The organism is Xanthomonas axonopodis pv. maculifoliigardeniae (genome assembly GCF_041519315.1).
In the GTDB taxonomy this organism is placed as follows: Bacteria; Pseudomonadota; Gammaproteobacteria; order Xanthomonadales; family Xanthomonadaceae; genus Xanthomonas; species Xanthomonas euvesicatoria.
Genome location: NZ_CP167998.1, coordinates 3,908,072 through 3,924,162, shown reverse-complemented (window position 1 = coordinate 3,924,162; position 16,091 = coordinate 3,908,072). Strand labels below are relative to the sequence as shown.

The window sequence follows — 16,091 nt, the reverse complement described above, 5'->3', positions numbered from 1 at the left end:
GCCATGCGCGTTGCGTGTCAGCCGTTGCGTCATCGGCATGGAGTGGTCGGCCCTGGTCGGGCACGCGCGCGTGGCACCTCGTTGCTGGAGATGCTGCTGGTGATCGCGTTGATCGCAATAGCCGGCGTGCTTGCTGCCGCAGCATTGAACGGCGGCATCGACGGCATGCGCCTGCGCACTGCCGGCAAGGCCATCGCCTCGCAGCTGCGCTACACGCGCACCCAGGCGATTGCCACCGGCACACCGCAGCGGTTTCTGATCGACCCGCAGCAGCGGCGCTGGGAAGCACCCGGCGGCCATCACGGCGATCTGCCGCCGTCGCTGGAAGTGCGCTTCACCGGCGCGCGCCAGGTGCAATCGCGGCAGGATCAGGGCGCGATCCAGTTCTTTCCGGATGGCGCGTCCACCGGCGGGCGCATCGATCTGCAGGTCAAGGACGCCCGATGGCGTGTCGACGTGGGATGGATCACCGGTGAGGTGCGTTCGGGCCCCTTGCGGACGCCGGCGCCATGAAGCGTCAGCGCGGTTACACCCTGATCGAAGTGATCGTTGCCTTTGCGCTGCTGGCGTTGGCATTGACCCTGTTGCTGGGGTCGTTGTCCGGCGCCGCACGCCAGGTGCGCGCGGCCGATGAAAGCACGCGCGCCACCTTGCACGCGCAGTCGCTGCTGGCCGTGCAGGGCATCGACAAGCCGCTGCAGCCCGAGCAGCAGCAAGGCACGTTCGAAAACGGCCACTTTCGCTGGTCGATGGACGTGCGCCCGTACGACGAGCCACGGCGCAACCCGCAGGCGCCGATGTCGCCCGGCGCGCACCGGCTGCTGCAACTGACCTTGGTGGTGCGCTGGGGCGAGCAGCCCAATCAGATGCTGCAATGGCGCACGTTGCGGCTGGTGGCGGCCAACACGCAGGGCAGCCCGCCATGAGCCGTTCGCGCAGCGCAGGCTTCACCTTGATCGAAGTGCTGCTGGCCACGATGTTGCTGGTCGGTGGGTTGGCGTTGGCGTTTGCCACCTTGCGCTCGGCCAGTGCGGTGAGTCAGCGCGGCGAAGCGATCGCACAGCGCAGCGAGCGCGTACGTGCGGTGGAAGAATTCCTGCGGCGGCGCCTGGCCGCCGCATTGCCGATCGCCATGGGCATCGATACGCAAAGCCAGCAGCCGATCCTGTTCATCGGCGAGCCGCAACGCCTGCGCTTTGCCGCAGACGTGCCCGATTACCTGGGCCGCGGCGGGCCGTATCTGCACGACCTGTCGGTCGCCGGCGATGGCGATCGGCGCAACCTGCTGATTGCCTTGACCATGCTGCAGTCCGGCAAGTCGATCGAAGAAAGCAGCCCGCTGCCGCCGGAGACCCTTGCCCAAGGCGTGCAACAGGTGAGTTTTCGGTATCGCGGCATGGATCCGCAAACCGGGCGCCTGAGCGCGTGGCTGCCGCAGTGGGAATGGCACGACCGCCTGCCGCTGATGGTGCGCATCGACATCCGCAGCGACGATGCCGCATGGCCGCCGATGGTGGTGGCGTTGCCGCAATCCAGCAACCCGGGGGCAGGGCAATGAGTCGTTCGCGCGGTGCCGCGCTGGTGCTGGTGTTGTGGTTGATCGCATTGCTTACCGCGATGATCGGTGCGTTCGCGCTCACCGCACGGGTGGAAGCGCTGCAGGGCAGCATGCTGCGCAACGGTGCGCAGGCGCAGGAGTACGCACGTTCTGGCCTGGAATACGCATTGTTTCGCTTGCAAGATGCCGACACCCAGGCACGCTGGCGCCCGGACGGCCGACGTTATCGCTGGCAGATGGACGATGCCAGCGTGGAGATTCGTATCACCGATGAAAGCGGCAAGGTGGATCTGAACATGGCCGAGCCCACCTTGCTCGCCGGTCTGGTGCGCGCGGTGGGCGGCGAGCAGGCCAGTGCCGGGCGCATCGCCGGTGCCATCGTCGATTGGCGCGATGGCGATTCGTTGAGCCAGCCCGGCGGTGGCGCGGAAGATCGCGATTACGCCGATGCCGGGCTGCCGTATGGCGCAAAAGACAGTCCATTCGAAACCCTGGGCGAACTGCGCCTGGTGTTGGGCATCGACGGCGAGTTGTATCGCAAGCTGTTGCCCAACGTCACGCTGTACAGCGGTCGTTCGCGGCCTGAAGCGCGTTTTGCGCCCGCCCCGGTGCTCACCGCGATGGGGCTGGACGCGCAGCAACTGCTGGCCCAGCGTGACGCGCCGCTGGGTTTGCCGGGCAGCGAGGCGACGGTCGGTGGGTCTGACACTTATAGTATCGAGAGCCGGGCGCGACTGAGTCAGGGACGCGAGGCCGTGTTGCGGGCGGTGGTGTCGACCAGCGCGTCCGCATTACCAGGGTCGGCCTATACCGTGTTGCGTTGGGAAGAGGGAGCAGCAGTGCAATGACCGCATGGCGGGATACCTTGGGTCGTATCGGCGTACGCGCCATGCCGGGAGCCGGAGGCTTCTGGCGTTGGTGGCAACAATCGCTGCTGGCCTGGCTGCCGCAGCGGTGGCAATGGCAGTTGGGTCTGTCGCAGGCACGCCTGTTGTTGCAACAGGATGGCGACACGCTGCAGTTGCTGCGCCAGCGCGATCACAGCTGCGACACCGTCGCCAGCCTGCCGTGGCCGGTGCATCCGCAGGAAGTCAATGGCTTGCTGCCGACAGCGCTTGAAGGCCTGCCGCGGCATTGGCTGTTGCCGGCCGCGCACGCCTTGCGCCGGCCATTGCGCCTGCCCGCAGCGGCAGCGGCGCGCCTGCAGGACGTGGCGCGTTTCGAGATCGATCGACAAACCCCGTTCACTGCCGACCAGGTGTATTTCGATGCGCGCGTGCTCGATGTGCGCGAAGACGGCCAGCTCGATGCCGAACTGGTGGTGGTGCCGCGACGCATGGTCGATGGCCCGGCCGGTGTGCCGGACGCATGGAACAGCGCGCTGTCGGGCATCGATGTGACCGACGCCAATGGCCTGCCGTTGGGCGTGAACCTGCTGCCGCCGACGCGACGCCTGCGCCGCAGCGACCCGATGCAGCGCTGGAATCTGTTGCTGGCCGCCTCTGCGCTGGTGCTGCTGGCCGTTGCCGGCTGGCTGCTGCTCGACAACCGCCGCCAGGCCGCCGACGATCTGCGCGCCAAGGTGCAGGCCAACGCCGCGCGCGCGCGCAAGGTCGCTGCCGAACGGCAGCAATTGATGGACCTGGTCGAAGGCGCGCGGTTCTTCCAGCAGCAACGCGCCACCCGCCCGACCTCGGTCGAAATCTGGGACGAACTGAGCCGGCGCCTGCCCGGTGGCACGTATCTAGAAAAATTTTCGGTCGAAGGCGGGCAACTGCAGTTGATCGGATTGAGCAACGAAGCCTCTTCGCTGGTGCGTCGTCTGGAAGGCTCGCCGTTGTGGCGTACGCCGTCGTTGACCGGCGTGCTGCAGAGCGATGCCGGCCGGAATGTCGACCGTTTCACCATCACCGCCGAGCTTGCCGGCCCCGATGCGAAGGAGGCGGCCGATGCCACGCAGCGTTAAGCGCGATCGCTGGATCGCTTTGGGCCTGCTGTTGCTGGTGATCGGCGTGGCCTACCTGGTGCTGGTGCACCCATGGTTCACCCAACCGATGATCGCGGTGCAGGACGACCTGCAGGCGCTGCGCGAACGCGAGCTGCGCGTGCGCGTGCAATTGCAGCAGGCGCCGGAAGTCAGCAAGCGGCTGCAGCAGGCGCGGCAGACGCTGGAAAGCCGCCCGGGCTTCCTGCCGGAAACCTCGGCCGAACTCGCCTCCGCCGGGCTGGTGCAGCGGCTGGAACGCGCGGTGGTGGAGGCCAGCCCTGGCAACCGCAGCTGTGCCATCAGCAACCGCTCGCCGTTGCAGCCGGAGAGCAAGAACCGCTTCACCCGCGTGGCGGTGCAGGTGCGTCTGCGCTGCGGCACGCCGGAACTGGCCTCGGTGCTGTACAGCCTGGAAAACGGCACGCCGCGCTTGTTCGTGGACAACCTCAACGTGATGGCGCAGCGCTACCAGCTTTCGCCCAACGAAAGCGGCAACGGCCTGGATATCGCCTTCGAGCTGGCCGGCTATCTGCGCCCGGGCGCCAGCGCCGCACCGCTGAACAACGAGGCCGCACCTGCTGCCCCCAACGCCGCGGAGGCCAGCAATGCGCCTTGACATGATCGGCCTGCGCACCTGGCTGCTGGCCACCGTGGTCGGTTGGGCGCTGCTGGTGTGCGTGCTGGCCGTCGCCGGCCTGGGCAAGCGCGTCGAGCTGCTGCCCGACGACCCGGCGCTGGTGCAGCGTCTGCCCACGTTGCCGGCACCGGCGCCGGAGCGCCTGGGCGCATTCGAGAAATATTCGGAAATCGCCGCGCACCCGGCGTTTGCCGAAGACCGCCTGCCGCATCCGTTCTTCCTGTCCGGCAACGATGGCAGCAGCGCCGCTTCGACAGTACGCCTGACCGGCGTGCTGCTGACGGACAACTTCAAGATGGCGACGTTGACCCTGGACCCGCAGGATTCGGTGCGCGTGCAGCTGGGCGGCGAAGCGGTGAAAGGCTGGCGCCTGCTCGCCCTGCAGCCGCGTAGCGCAACCATCGAAGGCCCCAGCGGCACGCAAACCCTGGAATTGCATGTGTTCAACGGCCAGGGCGGGCAGCCGCCCACCGCCAATGCCGCCGCACGGGGTGCCGCCACTGCCACCCCGCCGGTACCGTCCCCCGACGCTGCCGCACTTGCCCCGCCGCAGCCGCCGCAACCGCAACCGGTCGCGCCGGTGCAACAGCAGCAGCCAGGCGGGCAGACACCGCCAACCGTGCCGCCGCAGCGCAGCGATGGCGCGCAGGAAGCCCCACGCCCCTCCGACGATCAGATGCGTGCCATCCGCGAACGCATCGAAGCCCGACGCCGCCAGCTGCAACAGCAGCGCCAGAGCGGCTCTACCCCCGGTTAGACCCAATGAGTGAACGCATGACGCCGCGCCTGTTTCCCGTGTCCCTGCTGATTGGCCTGCTGGCCGGTTGCGCCACCACTCCGCCGCCGGACGTGCGCCGCAACGCGCGCCTGGATCCGCAAGTCGGTGCTGCCGGCGCCACCCAGACCGCCGCCGAGCAGGCTGCCGATGGCAACGCCAACGCCAGTGCCAAGCCCAGTCCGGTGATCCGGCGCGGCAGCGGCACCATGATCAACCAGGGCGCCGCGTCCGCGCCGGCGCCCACGCTGGGCATGGCCAGCAGCGGCAGTGCCACCTTCAATTTCGAAGGCGAATCGGTGCAGGCGGTGGTCAAGGCGATCCTGGGCGACATGCTCGGCCAGAACTACGTCATCGCGCCCGGCGTGCAGGGCACCGTGACCTTGGCCACGCCCAATCCGGTGTCGCCCGCGCAGGCGCTGAACCTGCTGGAGATGGTGCTGGGCTGGAACAACGCCCGCATGGTATTCAGCGGTGGCCGCTACAACATCGTGCCGGCCGACCAGGCGTTGGCCGGCACCGTGGCGCCCAGCACCGCATCGCCCTCTGCCGCACGCGGTTTCGAGGTGCGCGTGGTGCCGCTGAAGTTCATTTCCGCCAGCGAAATGAAAAAGGTGCTGGAGCCGTACGCGCGCCCGAATGCCATCGTCGGCACCGACCCGGCGCGCAATGTGATCACCCTGGGCGGCACTCGCGCGGAGCTGGAAAACTACCTGCGCACCGTGCAGATCTTCGACGTGGACTGGTTGTCGGGCATGTCGGTGGGCGTGTTTCCGATCCAGTCCGGCAAGGCCGAAAAGGTCAGCGCGGATCTGGAAAAGGTGTTCGGCGAGCAGAGCAAGACCCCCAGCGCCGGCATGTTCCGTTTCATGCCGCTGGAAAACGCCAACGCGGTGCTGGTGATCACCCCGCAGCCGCGTTATCTGGATCAGATCCAGCAATGGCTGGACCGTATCGACAGTGCCGGTGGCGGCGTGCGGCTGTTCTCCTACGAGCTGAAGTACATCAAGGCCAAGGACCTGGCCGATCGGCTTTCGGAAGTGTTCGGTGGCCGCAGCAACGGTGGCGATTCCAATGCGTCGCTGGCGCCGGGGTCGGAAACCAGCGTGCTCGGTGGCACGCTCGGCAACCGCGACAGCAGCCTGGGCAGCAGCTCCGGCATGACCGGCGGCAGCATCGGCGACAGCAGCGATGGCAGTTCGTCGGGCAGCGGTTTCGGCACCAGCGGTAGCAGCAGTGGTGGTTTGGGTAACGGCAGCCTGCAGCTGTCGCCGCGCAGCAATGGCAACGGCGCAGTGACGCTGGAAGTGGCCGGCGACAAGGTGGGTGTCTCGGCGGTGGCCGAGACCAATACCTTGCTGGTGCGCTCCACGCCGCAGGCATGGAGCTCGATCCGCGACGTCATCGAGAAGCTCGACGTGATGCCGATGCAAGTGCATATCGAAGCGCAGGTAGCCGAGGTGAACTTGACGGGCGCGCTGAGTTACGGCGTCAATTGGTATTTCGAAAATGCGGTGAATGCTGCCTCCGATTCGACCACCTACGGTTTCGGCGGCGCGGGGTTGCCCAGTGCCGCAGGGCGCAACATCTGGGGTGATATCGCCGGCAAGGTGACCGGCACCGAGGGCCTTGCCTGGAGCTTCCTCGGCAAGAATGCCGCCGCCATCATCACCGCCTTGGACAAGGTCACCAATGTACGGTTGTTGCAGACCCCTTCGGTGTTCGTCCGCAACAACGCCGAAGCAACGTTGAATGTCGGTTCGCGTATCGCGATCAACTCAACGTCCATCAATACCGGCATCGGCACCGACACCAGCTATTCGTCTGTGCAGTACATCGACACCGGCGTCATCTTGAAGGTGCGTCCGCGCGTGACCAAGGACGGCATGGTGTTCCTGGATATCGTGCAGGAAGTCAGCAGCCCGGGCGATCGGCCGGCGGCGTGCACATCGGCAACCGCCACCATCAACGCCGCTGCCTGTAACGTCGACATCAATACGCGCCGTGTCAAGACCGAGGCGGCGGTGCAAAGTGGCGATACCATCATGCTGGCCGGTTTGATCGACGACACCACGTCCGATACAAGCGACGGTGTGCCTTTCCTGAGCAAGTTGCCGGTAGTGGGTGCGCTGTTCGGAACCAAGGGCAAGACCAGCAACCGCCGCGAAGTCATCGTGCTGATCACCCCGTCGATCGTGCGCAACCCGCAGGAAGCGCGCAATCTCACCGACGAATATGGCCAGAAATTCAAGGCCATGGAACCTCTGAAACCCAACCAGAAGCCGCAATGAGTGCAGCGCTGCCGGTCGTGCTGGTGCCGGTGGGCACCGACGACGAGGCGCTGGATGCGTGTCTGGGCGCATTGGATGCGGCCACGCCTGCAGGAACACGCGTGTGGCTGGCCGATGATGCGCAGGCCGGCCCGCGCGGGCGCGCAGTGATCGAACATTGGCTGGCACGCACGCCATTGCAGGCGCATTACACCCGTCGCCAGCGCATGCTGGGCGAGGTGGCGCATCTGGACGAAATGCTCAGCGCCTGCGGCGATGCCGACGTGGTGGTGCTGGGGTTGGATGCTTGCCCGTTGCCGGGGTGGTTGCGGCAGCTGACCGCGTGTTTTGCACGCGACGCCGCGATCGCCACCGCCACGCCATGGAGCAATGTGGGCGAGGCCTGCAGCTGGCCGCGGCTGGGCGAACTCAACCCGATGCCGGATTCACCCGAGCGGCTTGCGGCTGCCTGTGCCGCGATGCCGCCGCTGCACCCGGAACTGCCGTCGGCGATCGGGCATGCGGTGCTGTTGCGTGGAACGGCGCGGCGCAAGGCCGGTGGCCTGGACGCCAGCAGTTACGGCTCCTGGTACGCGGCGCTGGTGGATCTGAGCCTGCGCATGGGTGGGCTGGGCTGGCGTAACGTGCTGTGCGACACCGCCTTCGTTGCCTCCCCGCACGAGGGCCGCCCGGCCGAAGGCGACATGGACGCGCTGGCTACCCGCTGGCCGGCCTGGCATGCGCGCCTGGCCAATTTCCTCATGCACGACCCGTTGCGCGCGCAGCGCGACCAGCTGACGCAACTCCTGGCGCACCTCCCGCCACCGGATCTGCAACGCGCGTTGTTCGACGCCTAGCGTCGCCGCCGGAACGACCTGCCCACCGCCAGGCACGGTGATCGTCCGCAATCTACATGGATCACGCAGGCACGACGACGTTCGTCATCCGATCATGCGCACATGGCAACTGCAGGTTCCACTCCGCTGCAGCCTCGCTGCTCTCGCGATCGCACTTGTCGCATGACCGGATCGATGTCGTTACACCTGCATCAAGCGAAAGGCGGAACCACCGCTCAATCAGCAGCCGTGCCCCGTCGATGCCGCCGGCACGTCACCGATGCGTTCTGGCCGAAAACGTCATCCGTCCTATCAAGCAGCTTCGAATCTGCTGTTGATGACACCGAGGTGGCAGCAAAGCCGCACACACCACGAACGCAATAATGCGGCACGCTCTTCAACGATTCCCGATTCCCGATTCCCGATTCCCACCCCTAAAAAGCAGACCGCGTCGGCGCCTCGGTCCGCACCACCACATCCAATGCGTCGTGGCGCCAGGATTCGATATCCAGTTCCACCGCGCGGCCGTCTTCGGCAAAGCTGATCCGCTGCAGCCGAAAACACGGCGTGCCGGGCGTGGACTGCAGCAGCATCGCCTGTGTCGCGTCCAATCCGGCCGGATGCATCGACAGCTGCGCGCGGCTCAGGAACAGTCCCAGCCGCTGGTTGAACACGCTGGACAGCGACCCTGCCAGATCGTGTTCGAGCAGGCCCGGCGCCCAGTCCGCAAGCACCACATTGGTTTCCAGCAGCACTGCGCGGCGGTCGATCCAGCGCCGACGTTGCAGGACGAACACCTCGTCGTACGGGCTGTCCAGTCGCAACGCCGCGGCGTACGCCGCGCCCGCGACCTGCCGGGTGGCGCTCAATAATTCAGTGCGCGGCTTGCGTCCTTGCGCCGCCACGTACTGCATGAAGCCGGCGATGCTGGTGGGGTCGTAGCGCACGCGCGGCGCGCTGACGAACCAGCCGCGGCGGTTTTCGCGATAGATGCGGCCTTCGGCTTCAAGCTGCTGCAGCGCTTCGCGCAGCGTGATGCGGGTGCAGGAAAATCGCTCGGCCAACGCGCGTTCCACCGGCAGGCGCTGATCCGGTCCCCATTCGCCGGCTGAGATTTGTGCGGAGATCGCTTCGGTGATGGTGTGTTGGCGCGACACGCTCATGCGGCGAACCGCAGGCGGAAGACGCAGGGCGTGAGCAAGGCAATGAGGTGGCAGGCGTGCATGTTGCGATGGTAAAGAAGAACGCGCGCACAAACCGCGACCGGCTTAGCGTGCGACGGCCAGGTTCTGTTTCTGTTGGGTTTTCCAGCTATGCCAGCCGTACACCGCAAGCGCCACGAAGCCTGCGTAGAGCAGGGCAGTAGGGTACAGCCCCTTGCTGATGAAGACGCCGACGTAGACGCAGTCGAGCACGATCCACAATACCCAGTTGGCGATGCGCTTGCGTGCTGCCCATACGCTGGCCACCAGGCTGAAACTGGCCAGCGCCGCGTCCAGCCACGGCAGCACCGCATCGGTGCGGTAATGCATATAGGCGCCGAGCGCCGCAGCGAACGCCGCGCCGATGCCCAGCGAAAGCCAGCGTTCGGCGGACGGCATCGGCAGCGGGCGTATCCGCGTGTCTGCAGCGTTGCCGGGTTGCCAGTGCCACCATCCGTAGAGCTGGGTCAGCACGTAGACCCCTTGCAGCAGCATGTCCGAGTACAGCTTCCACTGGTAGAACAGCCACGCATACAACGCCACCGCCACGATGCCCACCGGCCAGCACCAGCGAATGCGCCGCGCGGTGAGCCACACGCCCAGCAGGTTGATCACGACAGCGATGGATTCGAGCAGCGACATGCGGTACCTGGTGCGTGATAGGTCAACGTGTTGCGGCGTAGGAGGCGTTGGGACGACGGTGCATACAGTTCAGCCTTGGAACACGGCACCTCGTCGTCCACGAGCACAATCCGCAGGCGAGCTGGCAGCGCCGGTGACCGGCTGTCGACGCTGCCCGACAGCGCATTCCCCCTCATTCCTGTGCATGCACGGCAGGGCGCGCAATGTGTGCCTACAGTGCAGGTTAGAAATCCACCTGCACCGTCAGCCGTGCGGTGCGCGGCGCACCGGGGAACAGATACGCATCGCCCTGATATTCGCCGGAATCGCGCCAATAGCGCTTGTCGAACACGTTGTCCACGTTCACGCGCCAGGTGGTCGCCAGCCCGCCCAGCGCCGTGGCGTAGCGGGCACCCAGGTTGGCCACGGTGTAGGCCGGCACGCTGGCGTTGCCGAGGCGGTCGGCAAACTTGCGCCCGCTGTATTGCACACCGCCCAGCAGGGCCAGACCATCGATACCGGGCACGCTGTAATCGGCCTGCACGCTGGCGCGCAGCTTGGGCACGTTGATCGCCTGATGGCCTTCGTACTCGGCAATGTCGGTGTCCTCTGCACGCGCGCGGATTGCCGCGACGCTGGCGAACAGACGCAGCTGCCGGGTCGCTGCACCGTCGGCAGATAGCTCCAGACCGCGGTTGTGCAGGCGGCCCTGCTGCACATAGAGCAGACCGCCGTCGGCCTGCGGTTGGGTGAACTGATAGGCCTGGCGGATGTTGAACAGTGCCGCGCCCAGACGCAGGCCCTGCAGGTCGATCTTTGCGCCGGTTTCCAGTTGGTACGCATTGGTGGGCGGCAGGATCTGGTCGGCGTTGTCGGCAAACCACGGCGCCGTGCCGCCGGCCGCCAGGCTCTTGGCGTAGCTGGCATACAGCGACATGTTCTGCTGCGGTTTGAACAGCAGCGCCGCCTGCGGCAGTACCGTGTCTTTGCGCGTGCGTCGCTCCAGCAGGCCGTCGCGATCGAAGCTGCGCTCGTCCAGCTGCACGTAGCGCGCGCCAAGCGACAGTTCCCACTGCGCGCCCAGGCCGATCCGGTCGGCCATGACCAGCGCGCGTTGGCGGCTGTCCAGACGGCGCTGCTTGGGGTCCAGCGCAACATCCGTCTGCGCAAAGACCTCCGGGTCGCGATCGATGCTGCCGCTGCCGACGAATTCGTTGACCGAACCAAAACGGTCGATGGTGCGGCGCAGCCACTCGCCGCCCATGCTCAGGTGTTGCTCCAGCGCGCCGGTCGCGACATGGCCTTCGAGCGTGGCACGCAGCTGATCGTGCATGCGGGTGTCGTCGGGACTGCGGTAATCGTAGATGTCGTATTCGCCCTGCGCGCTGAAGAAGTTCGGCGTGGCGATGTCGGCGCAACTTGCCGCGCCATAACAGCCCCAGGCGAATGCAGAGAAATCGTTGATCTTCGAGCGACTGCGCGATGCTTCGGCGGTGGCGCGCCAGTCGTCGTTGAACTGGTAGGCGTAACGCAGCTGCGCGTTGAGCGAATCCATTTCCACCGGCCGCGCCCACGGCTGGTAGCCGAGCAGGCGGTGCACATCGATATCGCGCGGTACCTGCGTGCCGCCCAGCAGTTGATAGCCGGGCACCGAGCGCTGTTGCCGGTGCTGATACTCCACGTCCAGCTGCAACAGCGCCTGCGGGGTGATCTTCCAGTCGCCGGCCAGCGACAGGAAATTGCGGTAGCCGTCGGCGTGATCGACATAGCTGTCGATGTCTTCGCGTGCGGCGTTGACGCGTAAGCCCAGCGTGCGTTCGGCACCGAACCAGTCGCCCAGATCGGCGGCGATATAGCGCGAGCCCTGTTCGTCGGTGCCCAGGGTGACGCTGCGCACGTGCTCGGGTCGCTTGGTGCGGTAGTCGATCAGTCCGGCCGGTTCGTTGACGCCCGATTGCAGCCCGGCCAGGCCCTTGAGCAGTTGCACCTGCTGTTTGTTTTCCAGTGCGATCGATTGTTCGCCCACCGCGCTCATGCCGTTGATGCGGTAACTGTTGGCGGCATTGAGCGAATAGCCGCGCACCACGAAGTTTTCGTAATAGCCGATCGGCGCATACGCATCGCCGGAAGAGGCATCGGCGCGCAAGACCTCGCTGAGTACGCGTGCCTGGCGATCAAGCAATTGCGCACGATCGATGACCGCGATCGAGGCGGGGGCGTCCAGCAGCCGGGTGGCGCCAAATCCGCTCAATGCCGTGCTGGTCTGCGCGCGCTCGCCACGCACGTTGACCGTGTCCAGTTCGACCGCATCGGCGCCGGGTTGTTGCTGCGCCAGTGCGGGGGCGCAGCACAATGCCAGTGCAAGCGCGAGCGGGCAGCGGGACAGCAGGGGGAAGGCAACGGACATTGGGCAGGACTCGACAGAGAAAGGAAAGTGCTCACGGCAGCCGGCGCGCACGTGCGTGCAGATGCGCGAGCAGGTGCTGGCCATCGGTGCTGGCGAACCAGTCCGCGTGGCCGAGCAGATAGCGGTGATAGGCGATATCGACATTGGCGGGCGAACGCGTGATGCCGGCGAAATATTCCATTTCGCTCAAGGCGAAGTCGGCATGCACGATCGGCAGCAGCGCAGCCAGGCGGTGCAAGTGGTTTGCGTCCAGTGGGCGATGCTGCGCGTAGCCCTCCAGCAGCGCGTCGAGCTGGTCGAGCTCGGCCTGTGCGCGTGCGCCGGTGTCCAGCCGCAACCAGGGGATGAGGTTGCGTTCGATCGCGGTGGCCAGATCGAATAGCGCGCTGCTGCAATCGCTCAATCCGAAATCGAAGACGGCGCTGACGCGGGTGGCTCCGTCGGTGGTGTCCCACAGCAGGTTGGACGCATGCCAATCGCCGTGGGTCCACAGCGGCGGTAGCGCGCCTGGCGCAGACAGCAGCGGCCACGCCTGCGCATGCCAGGGCAGCACGTGGGTGGCCAGATCGTCTGGCCAGGGGCGGTCCTGCAGGGCTGCTGCAAGGTGCGGCCGCGTTGGCAAGGCATCGTGCAACGCCTGCAGGGGGTCTGCCTGGGCAAACAATCGCAGATTGGCGACCAGCACGCTGGTGGAGCGTGCCGGCGCATCGAAGCCCTGGGCCGCGCAATGCAGTTGCGCTAACGCAGCGCCGGCCGCCCGCGCATGCGCAACATCGGAGAACGGTGTCCATGACAATGCATCGCGGTAGAGGTCGTGCCCCGCACCCACCCGCTGCACTTCGTACACCCAATCGGCGTGCGCCAGCGCAGTGCGGCCCCGGGCGTCGTGCAGCACCTCCACCACCGGCGCGCCGGCCCAGCGCAGATGGGCCATGAAGCTGTGTTCCTCGCGCAGCGCGGCTACGCTGCGCACACTGCAGTGGTGGCGTTTGACGATGACCGGGCCGCTTGCAGTGTCCACGCAGGCCGCTGCCGAGAACGGGCGCGCGCTATGCCAGCGCACCGCAGTGAGGCGGCCCACCGCCGCAAACCGCTGCAGCACGCGATGGATTTCATCGGTGGTCAGGACTGGCCAGTCCGGCAATGCCAGTTCCAGGCTCATGCCATGCACCTGATGCGGCACGTTCATGGCCTGACTCCCGACGGGCGCGGCAACCGTGCTGCGCCGGTGAGTGGTATAGACCAGGTTATCGGGAGTAAGGCGGCGGACGCGGCGCGCGCGCCGGCAAGAACAAGAACGGCGCTGCCGGGCCGTTGTCGCATCGCATCCGCCATCAGGTCGCGGCGATGCAAGCAATGAAAAGGCAGCGCGAAACCGCAAGGTCGCTAACCGTCATCTCAACAATCAGGTGTGGGAGTGCACCAAAAGCAACCTGCAACCCGGCTGGCGATCAGGTGCAGCGGGCGACGCGCTCTGACGCAGATGTACCCCTGGTACATGCATCGCGTGCTGCCCGCGCTTGCCTGGCTGCGCAGTCGGTTTGCCGGTTGCACAAAAGTGTGGCAACGGAAACCGCGTGCGGCTCCGGGCGCGCAGTATGCGCCTTGCGGCGGTGGGTCGCCATGCTGCAAGGCGCGTTCGCGCCCGGTCACTGCGTGCAAGCGGAAGCGTGGCGCCGTTCCAATCGCGTCCGGACGTCGGCGCGATGCGGCCGCGGCAGCGCCTGTCGCGCAGCGAGCATCGGCCAACCCAAGATGGCGCTGCGCCGCTCCGGCACCGGATAATGGCCGGATGACTCCCGTCCAGATCGCCGCCGTCGTCGTCACTTATGAAAGCAGCAGCACCATCGATGCGTGCCTGTCGCGATTGCGCGCGGCCGAGGGCATCAGCGAGATCCGCGTGGTCGACAACGCTTCCAGCGACGACACCCTGGAAGTGGTGCAGCGTCATGCCCTGGCCGATGCGCGGCTGCATTTCATCGCCAATCCCGACAACCCTGGTTTTGCGACTGCCTGCAACCAGGGCGCGCGCGATTCGCAGGCACCCTGGCTGGTCTTCATCAACCCGGACCTGATGGTCGCGCGCGATACCTTGCTACAGCTGTACGACCGGGCAGCGGGACATCCGGCGGTGTTGCTGGGGGTGGAGCAGGTGGATGAGCAGGGGCGCCCGGATGCGGCCGTGCGCCGCCGCGACCCTGACTTCGCCGCGATGCTGCGCGCGCCGCGCGCCGCCGCCAATCTGGCGGTGCCGGCCGATCCGTCGCGCGCCTTGCAGCCGGTGGATGCCATTTCCGGGGCGTTGATGCTGATGCAGCGCAGCCTGTTCGACCGGCTGGGCGGCTGGGACGGCAATTACCGGCTGCATGCTGAAGACCTGGATCTGTGCCGGCGCGCCCGCCAGGCCGGTGCCCTGGTGGCGGTGGCCAACGATCTTCAAGTGCTCCACGTACGCGGAGTCTCCAGCCGCGCGCGGCCGTTCTTTGTGGAGTGGCACAAACATCGTGGATTGTGGCGCTATTTTCGTAAATTCGAGGCCGATCGACGCGGGCTGCCGACGCGGCTTGGCGTGTGGCTTGCGATCTGGATCCACGCAGTGGCCCAGGTGCCGCGTTTGTTGCAAAACAAATGAGTTGGATCGCGTTAAATTTGTGATAAGTCGGTGATGGGGCGCCGGCCGCAACTGTGATACGTTTCGCCCCGAAGTGTGATCAACCCTAGCTTCCTGTCCCTTCCGGGTCCCCCATCAGGAATCGTGCAATGTCTTTACAGAACGACCCGCAAAGGCGGGTACGTCGGTCGTGCGCTACCCCGCTGCAGTCCAGTTCGATTGCCTCGCCGTGTCATCCCAATCCAACCCAACCGCGTGCGCTGTCGGTCCTGGCATCGGCGCTTGCACTGAGCTGTGTGCTGGCCGCATTGCCGGGCACCGCATTGGCCGGTGCGTGGACCCAGCCGCAGGGCGATGCCCTGGTGATCGTCAAGGCGCTGCATAGCGATGGCCGCGGGTGGTTCGACGACAGCCACCACCGCACGACCTTCGGCGACGGCCAGCAGTTCGATGGCAATGGCCGCAGCCGTCAGGACCAGCTCAACGTCTACGTCGAGCATGGTCTGACCGAAAAGCTCAGCTTCATCGGCAACTTCTATTTCAACGACGTGGGTTTCAGCAACCACGATGCCGTCAACGGCCGTCAGCAAACCACGACGACCGGTTTTGCCGATCAGGAAATCGGCTTGCGCTATGCGTTGCCGAGCGCGCAGAACGATGTCTGGCGCAGTGCCGTGCAGGCCCTGGTGAGCATCCCCGCGTATGGGCGCAGCAAGACCTACCACCCGAACAATCCTTCTGCCAATTCCGACCCTGCGCTTGGCCTGGGCGACTATGGCCTTGAGCTGCGCTACAGCCGCGGCCGTGGCTACACGCTGGGCGGCCGCAACGGCTATGTCGATCTGGGGGGTGCGGTCCGCCTGCGCGGAAGCGCGGCGTCCGACGAACTGCGGGTAGACGCGTCCACAGGTCTGAGTCTGACCCCGAGTTGGCTGCTGTTGGGCGAACTCAATGTGATCCAGGGGTTGGGCAACGGGCGTGGCAACTTCGATGTTGCCGGTAGCGGTGGCGGCGTGGGCTTCGTCGCCACCGGCACCAACTACGATCTCACCAAGTTGCAGTTGTCCACGCTGTACACGGCGCCGGGTGGCAGCCAATGGCAGGTGGGGTATCAGCAGCCGGTGATGGGGCGCAACACCGGTGCCGCGGGCGGGCCATTCGTGGCCGCCTGGTGGCGTTTCTGAGGG

The 16,091-nt window shown here is 66.3% G+C and carries 15 protein-coding genes; 11 read left to right on the top strand and 4 right to left on the bottom strand.

Going from position 1 to position 16,091, the window contains the following annotated elements:
• Positions 1-3: 3 nt before the first annotated feature.
• The 9 genes from xpsH to ACDH77_RS16635 are packed head-to-tail and all read left to right on the top strand — an operon-like array spanning position 4 to position 8,084.
• Positions 4-513 carry a type II secretion system protein XpsH gene (xpsH, locus tag ACDH77_RS16675; RefSeq protein ID WP_031424347.1) on the top strand — a complete coding sequence of 170 codons (510 nt, stop codon included), beginning with the start codon at positions 4-6 and terminating at the stop codon, positions 511-513.
• Positions 510-926, top strand: coding sequence for a type II secretion system protein XpsI (gene xpsI / locus ACDH77_RS16670; RefSeq protein WP_008576216.1), 417 nt, complete (start codon positions 510-512; stop codon positions 924-926). Before xpsH ends, xpsI begins: the two co-directional genes overlap by 4 nt.
• Entirely contained in the window at positions 923-1,558 is a 636-nt protein-coding gene (locus tag ACDH77_RS16665) for a type II secretion system protein J (protein ID WP_005920740.1), read from the top strand. Before xpsI ends, ACDH77_RS16665 begins: the two co-directional genes overlap by 4 nt.
• The gene (locus ACDH77_RS16660; RefSeq protein WP_005913507.1) at positions 1,555-2,406 is read left to right on the top strand and encodes a general secretion pathway protein GspK; all 852 of its coding nucleotides are present in this window, start codon (positions 1,555-1,557) and stop codon (positions 2,404-2,406) included. The genes ACDH77_RS16665 and ACDH77_RS16660 overlap by 4 nt, the downstream gene beginning before the upstream one ends.
• Entirely contained in the window at positions 2,403-3,524 is a 1,122-nt protein-coding gene (locus ACDH77_RS16655) for a PilN domain-containing protein (RefSeq protein WP_031424345.1), read from the top strand. The genes ACDH77_RS16660 and ACDH77_RS16655 overlap by 4 nt, the downstream gene beginning before the upstream one ends.
• On the top strand, positions 3,508-4,161 hold the full coding sequence (gene gspM / locus ACDH77_RS16650; protein ID WP_005913511.1) for a type II secretion system protein GspM: 654 nt from the start codon (positions 3,508-3,510) through the stop codon (positions 4,159-4,161). Before ACDH77_RS16655 ends, gspM begins: the two co-directional genes overlap by 17 nt.
• Positions 4,151-4,939 carry a type II secretion system protein XpsN gene (xpsN, locus tag ACDH77_RS16645; protein ID WP_218488666.1) on the top strand — a complete coding sequence of 263 codons (789 nt, stop codon included), beginning with the start codon at positions 4,151-4,153 and terminating at the stop codon, positions 4,937-4,939. The genes gspM and xpsN overlap by 11 nt, the downstream gene beginning before the upstream one ends.
• Positions 4,940-4,944: 5 nt before the next feature.
• The gene (gene gspD / locus ACDH77_RS16640) at positions 4,945-7,248 is read left to right on the top strand and encodes a type II secretion system secretin GspD (RefSeq protein WP_031424343.1); all 2,304 of its coding nucleotides are present in this window, start codon (positions 4,945-4,947) and stop codon (positions 7,246-7,248) included.
• Positions 7,245-8,084: a glycosyltransferase family 2 protein gene (locus tag ACDH77_RS16635; protein WP_372173036.1), complete on the top strand. Its 840-nt coding sequence runs from the start codon at positions 7,245-7,247 to the stop codon at positions 8,082-8,084. The genes gspD and ACDH77_RS16635 overlap by 4 nt, the downstream gene beginning before the upstream one ends.
• 413 nt (positions 8,085-8,497) lie before the next feature.
• Here ACDH77_RS16635 and ACDH77_RS16630 read toward each other — a convergent pair whose 3' ends face one another.
• The 4 genes from ACDH77_RS16630 to ACDH77_RS16615 form a co-directional block, all read right to left on the bottom strand.
• The gene (locus tag ACDH77_RS16630; protein WP_008573738.1) at positions 8,498-9,226 is read right to left on the bottom strand and encodes a UTRA domain-containing protein; all 729 of its coding nucleotides are present in this window, start codon (positions 9,224-9,226) and stop codon (positions 8,498-8,500) included.
• Between the two features lie 105 nt (positions 9,227-9,331).
• Positions 9,332-9,907: a nicotinamide riboside transporter PnuC gene (pnuC, locus tag ACDH77_RS16625; protein WP_008573740.1), complete on the bottom strand. Its 576-nt coding sequence runs from the start codon at positions 9,905-9,907 to the stop codon at positions 9,332-9,334.
• 223 nt (positions 9,908-10,130) lie between these two features.
• Entirely contained in the window at positions 10,131-12,293 is a 2,163-nt protein-coding gene (locus ACDH77_RS16620) for a TonB-dependent receptor (RefSeq protein WP_372353559.1), read from the bottom strand.
• A 31-nt stretch (positions 12,294-12,324) separates the two neighbouring features.
• Positions 12,325-13,482, bottom strand: coding sequence for a phosphotransferase enzyme family protein (locus ACDH77_RS16615; RefSeq protein WP_031424331.1), 1,158 nt, complete (start codon positions 13,480-13,482; stop codon positions 12,325-12,327).
• Positions 13,483-14,085: 603 nt separating this feature from the next.
• On the opposite strand from ACDH77_RS16615, the gene ACDH77_RS16610 reads away from it, so the two are divergent.
• Positions 14,086-14,925, top strand: coding sequence for a glycosyltransferase family 2 protein (locus tag ACDH77_RS16610; protein ID WP_011348572.1), 840 nt, complete (start codon positions 14,086-14,088; stop codon positions 14,923-14,925).
• Positions 14,926-15,053: 128 nt separating this feature from the next.
• Positions 15,054-16,088, top strand: coding sequence for a hypothetical protein (locus tag ACDH77_RS16605; RefSeq protein WP_218488668.1), 1,035 nt, complete (start codon positions 15,054-15,056; stop codon positions 16,086-16,088).
• Positions 16,089-16,091: the final 3 nt, after the last annotated feature.